This is a genomic window from Agrococcus jejuensis (genome assembly GCF_007679035.1).
Classification (GTDB): Bacteria; Actinomycetota; Actinomycetes; order Actinomycetales; family Microbacteriaceae; genus Agrococcus; species Agrococcus jejuensis_A.
Genome location: NZ_VEFR01000010.1, coordinates 1 through 4150 on the forward strand (window position 1 = coordinate 1; position 4150 = coordinate 4150).

A 4150-nucleotide genomic window follows, 5' to 3' on the forward strand; every position below is an offset into this window, starting at 1 on the left:
AGCGGCGGTCGCGTGGTCTCGTGACGCGTGCTCGCTGCGCTCGCGCGCTCCTCGACCAGCTGGGGGGGGTGACCCTCAGCCGCCGTCGCCCCCGAGCGCCCGGTAGACCTCGTCGAGCCGCTCGGCCGACGCCTGCCACGTGCGCCGCTCGACCTCGATGCGCGCGGACGCCGACAGCTCCGACAGCGCGACCGGATCGTCGATGAGGCGTCGGCAGGCCGCCGCCCACGCCGCGGGGTCGCGCCCCTCGACGAGCACGCCGGTCGACCCGTGCGCCACCGACTCCGGCAGGCCGCCCACGTCGGCGGCGACGACGGGCGTGCCGCACGCGGCGGCCTCGAGCGCGACGATGCCGAACGTCTCCGCTCGGCTCGGCACGACCACGAGGCTCGCGGCGCCGAGCAGCCGCGCGAGATCCGGTCGATCGAGCGAGCCGATGCGGCGCACGCGATCCTCGACGCCGAGCTCGATCGCGATCGCGACCAGCTCGTCGACGAACGACTCGTCGCCAGGCGGCGCCTCCCCGGCGATCGCGAGCACGGCGTCGTCGAGGTGCTCGAGCATGCGCACCGCGAGATCCTGCCCCTTCGTCGACTGCACGCGTCCCGCGACGACGACGAGCGCCTCGTGGTCGCGCACGCCGAGGCGCGAGCGCACGTCGTCGCGCACGTCGAAGCCGGGAGGCGCGAACGCGTCGACGTCGACGCCGGGTCGCACGAGCCAGATGCGCGACGCGTCGACGTGCAGGCCGTCGATGAGCGTGTCGGCCTCGGCGTTCGACACCGCGACCACGGCATCCGCCTCGAGCCCGAGGTAGCGCTCCGTGAGGCGGCGGCGCTCGGGCTCGGCGGTGCCGCCCGCCGCCTTCTGCACCGCGAGGGTGTGGAACGTCTGCACGAGCGGCACGCCGAGCGCGAGGCTCACCGGCAGGGCTGCGAGCCCCGAGAGCCAGTAGTGGGCGTGGATGACGTCGTACGGCTCGTCGGCGTCGACCGCGACGCGCTGCAGCTGCTCGCCGAACTCGTCGGCGAGGTTCGGCAGGTCGTGCTTGCGCACCGCTCCCCCGCCGGTCTCGAGCGCGAAGAGCGTGACGCCTGCCGCGAGCCGCTTCGTCCAGCGGGTGCCTGCGGCGCGGGTGAAGAGGTCGACGCGGTGCCCGCGGGCCGCGAGCGCCTTCGCCGTCTCGAGCACGTACACGTTCATGCCGCCGGCGTCGCCCGACCCCGGCCGGTCTGCGGGCGACGTGTGCATCGACACCATCGCGATCCGCATGCGCGCCAGCGTAGCCCGAGAGGTGCGGGCTCCGCGCGGCTAGGGAGCGCCGAATCCGTACGTGTACTCGCCCGAGCTCCAGTTCATCAGCGAGTTGTAGTGGTAGCCCCGCATCGTGCCATCGCCCATGTCCTCGACGGCCACGAAGCAGTCGAATGTGGTCGTCAGCGCCGTCAGGTCGTCGAGCGACCCACCGACGGGGCTGCACGATACGTCGATGGGCGCGTCGTCAAGCAGGCCGTCGCTTGCGTGCCCCTGTGCCATGGTCCAGATCGAGAGCTCGATCTGCTCGACGCTGGCCGACCGCGCGTCGCGCTCGGACTGCTCTGCAGCCTCGGCAGCGGCAGCCGCTTGCGCCTCCTGTGCCGCGTCCTCGTGCGCCTGAGCCTCGGCCTGCTCCTGAGCCTGGGCCTCTGCAGCGGCACTCTGCTGTCGCTGCAGCTCTCCCACGATCGCGATTCCGGCGATCACGGCCACTGCAAGCACCAGGGCCGATGCGCCGCCGATGACCCAGCCGAGCCAGGCACGACGACGGGGCGCTCCGCCAGTCGGATCGGGGAGGTCGAGCCACGTCTGCCCATCCCAGAAGCGGCTCTGCCCGTCCGGCATCGGATACCAGCCGGGCGGGGTGGAGTGTGCAGACATCGCCGAGACCCTTCATCATCGTCGCCGCCGTTGCCCCCGGATGAGGTTGAGTCAGCGCGTCGCGATCAGCGTAGGGCCGTCCCCTGACAATTGCTCACTCGACACACGTTCGCCAGGTGCGCTCGTCCGGGTAGCGTCGCAGGCATGGGACTGCGCTCCATCGGCCATGCGACGGGTCGCGCCGCGCACGCGGCGCTGCAGCCGGTGCAGCGCGCGCTCTTCTCCCGCTCCGTCGCGGTGCCCGGGTACCACCTGGCGACGCAGGCGGCGCTCGCATGGGGTCGGCTGCTCGGCGGCGACGTGCGCCGCGAGGGCGAGCTGCACGTCATCTCGGGGCTGCCGGCGTGGGCGTTCGGTCGCGGCGGCACGACCGTGGGCGCGACGTTCCTCACGAACGCCAACGTGTCGGCCGACGTGCTCGCCCACGAAGAGGTGCATCGGCAGCAGTGGCTGCGCTACGGCCTCGCGTTCGTCCCGATGTACTACGCCGCCGGCATCGACGCGCTCACGAACCGCTACGAGATCGAGGCGGGGCTCGAGCTCGGCGGCTACCTGCCGAAGCGGCCTGCGACGCGACCGCGTCGCAGACCCACCGCCTCGTAGCCCACCGAGGCCCTACGCCGCGAGCCGCTTCCTGCCCACGTGCTCCCACGGGATGCGGCGCTCGAGCTGGCGGCCGATCGCGAGCAGCGTCGACTCCTCGCCCGGGCGCCCGATGAGGTGCGCGCCCATCGGCAGCCCGTCGGCGGTCTCGTGCACGGGCAGCGTGATGGCGGGCAGGCCCGAGACGTTGACGAACGACGTGTGCGGCGTGTGGCGCACCTGCTGCCGGAACGACTCCTCGGGATCGTCGCCGTACCAGTCGAGCGGGCGGGCCGGCAGCGCCGTCGTGGGCGTGAGCACGGCGTCGTACGGCGCGAACGCCGTCACGACCGTGCGCTCGTACGCCGTGAACAGCGCGACGCCCTGGGCGACCTCGCCCGGCGTGAGCGCGCGCCCCGCATCCGCGAGCCATCGCGTGAGGGGCTCGACGCGCTCGCGCTGCGCGTCGGTGAACGGGATGCCTGCGGCGCCGAACCGCCATAGCGTCGCGAACGTGTCGGCATAGCCGGGCAGCGCCGGCATGGCCAGCTCGTCGAGGTCGTGGCCGAGCGCGCCCAGCTCGCGCACGGCGACGGCGACGGCGTCGCGGGCGTCCTGCGAGATCGTGACGTCGACGGCGTCGTCCCACGGCGTGCCCTCGAGCACGGCGATGCGGAACCGGCCCTCGCCGCGCGTCGCCGCGGCGAGCAGCGAGCCGCCGTCGAGCTCGGGCGAGCGCAGCGTCGTGCGGTGCGGCACGACGCCGTTGACGCGACCGAGCATGGCCTCCATGAGCAGTGCTGCGTCGCGCACCGTGCGGGCGATGGGGCCGGCGACCGACAGGCCGCCGATCTGCCCGAGGCCCGAGTGCGCGGGCACGCGGCCGCGCGAGGGCTTGAGCCCCACGAGCCCGCAGACGGAGGCGGGGATGCGGATGGAGCCGCCGCCGTCGCTGCCCGGCGCGAACGGCAGCAGCCCCGCGGCGACCGCGGCGGCGGCGCCACCCGACGAGCCGCCGGCGCCGAGGTCCGGACGACCCGGCAGCGTGGTGTGCCCCGTGAGCGCGCTCGAGGTGTGGCCCGAGAAGCCGAACTCGGGCGTCGCCGTCTTGCCGAGGCTCACGCCGCCCGCGGCGTCGAGCACCTCGACGATCGGGTCGGAGGCCGTGGGCACGAATCCCTCGCGGGCCCGCGACCCGAACTGCGTCGGCACGCCCGCACGCTGCACGAGGTCCTTGTCGGCGAACGGCAGGCCGAGGATGACGGGCGTGCGGTCGTCGGCGGCGTCGATCGCGTCGGCGCGCGCGAGCGCCGCGTCGGCCGTGACCGTGACGAAGGCGTTCGTCGCGTCTCGATCGATGCGGGCGAGGTAGTGCTCGGCCACCTCGCGTGCGGAGACGCGCCTGCGATGCAGGGCGTCCCAGAGGTCGAGGGCCGTGAGCTCGTGCAGCGCCGTCACCGTTCGAGCCTAGCCACCCGTCGACGGCGCTCCCCCGTCGGCTGGTCGAGGAGCGCGCGAGCGCAGCGAGCACGTGTCACGAGACCTCCCAGCGCACCCGTCCGACGCGATCACGCGCGTGGCTGGGCTAGGAGCGGCGGTCGCGTGGTCTCGTGACGCGTGCTCGCCCTTCGGGCTCGCGCGCTCCTCGACC

Annotated in this window: 4 protein-coding genes; 1 reads left to right on the top strand and 3 read right to left on the bottom strand. The window is 74.0% G+C overall.

Features of this window, described 5'->3' with window-relative positions; all coding sequences use genetic code 11:
- Window positions 1-75: 75 nt before the first annotated feature.
- Window positions 76-1272, bottom strand: a complete 1197-nt coding sequence (locus tag FS793_RS15840) for a glycosyltransferase (RefSeq protein ID WP_144722129.1) — start codon at window positions 1270-1272, stop codon at window positions 76-78.
- Window positions 1273-1311: 39 nt separating this feature from the next.
- Window positions 1312-1917, bottom strand: coding sequence for a DUF2510 domain-containing protein (locus tag FS793_RS15845; RefSeq protein WP_144722131.1), 606 nt, complete (start codon window positions 1915-1917; stop codon window positions 1312-1314).
- Between the two features lie 144 nt (window positions 1918-2061).
- Between FS793_RS15845 and FS793_RS15850 the strand changes: the two genes are divergently transcribed.
- Window positions 2062-2520, top strand: coding sequence for a hypothetical protein (locus FS793_RS15850; RefSeq protein WP_186329568.1), 459 nt, complete (start codon window positions 2062-2064; stop codon window positions 2518-2520).
- 12 nt (window positions 2521-2532) lie between these two features.
- Here the strand turns inward: FS793_RS15850 and FS793_RS15855 are convergent, their stop codons facing one another.
- On the bottom strand, window positions 2533-3957 hold the full coding sequence (locus tag FS793_RS15855) for an amidase (protein ID WP_144722133.1): 1425 nt from the start codon (window positions 3955-3957) through the stop codon (window positions 2533-2535).
- Between the last annotated feature and the right edge of the window lie 193 nt (window positions 3958-4150).

What these genes read in the sequence shown, in the direction of transcription:
- FS793_RS15840 (WP_144722129.1), bottom strand. Translation starts at nt 1,272, where the DNA reads ATGCGGATCGCGATGGTGTCGATGCACACGTCGCCCGCAGACCGGCCG.
- FS793_RS15845 (WP_144722131.1), bottom strand. Translation starts at nt 1,917, where the DNA reads ATGTCTGCACACTCCACCCCGCCCGGCTGGTATCCGATGCCGGACGGG.
- FS793_RS15850 (WP_186329568.1), top strand. Translation starts at nt 2,062, where the DNA reads ATGGGACTGCGCTCCATCGGCCATGCGACGGGTCGCGCCGCGCACGCG.